Annotated in this window: 1 pseudogene; it reads left to right on the plus strand. The window is 62.5% G+C overall.

Annotated features, from left to right (window positions below):
• Nucleotides 1–231: pseudogene (locus HMPREF3016_RS04045) on the plus strand (hypothetical protein); the annotation flags it as partial.
• Nucleotide 232 lies beyond the last annotated feature (1 nt).

Here is a 232-nt window from a genome sequence, read left to right on the forward strand (position 1 = left end):
GAGCCGGTGCTGGTGCGGGTGTGGGAGTCTGAGGTGCACTCGGTGGGCAAGACCTGTACTGAGGACCCGGGAGCGCGGGGGTGTCCGGGGCATCCTGAGGAGCCTGATGTGGGGAATCCGAATCCGCAGTTGCGTAAGGTGGATGTGTATACGGGTCAGCGGTGGCATTTGGATGATGTGGGGGTGGGGGATAGTGAGGGTCGGTTGCACCCGACCTGGCCCAACATGTAAA

It is taken from the genome of Rothia sp. HMSC065D02, assembly GCF_001815285.1.
Classification (GTDB): Bacteria; Actinomycetota; Actinomycetes; order Actinomycetales; family Micrococcaceae; genus Rothia; species Rothia dentocariosa.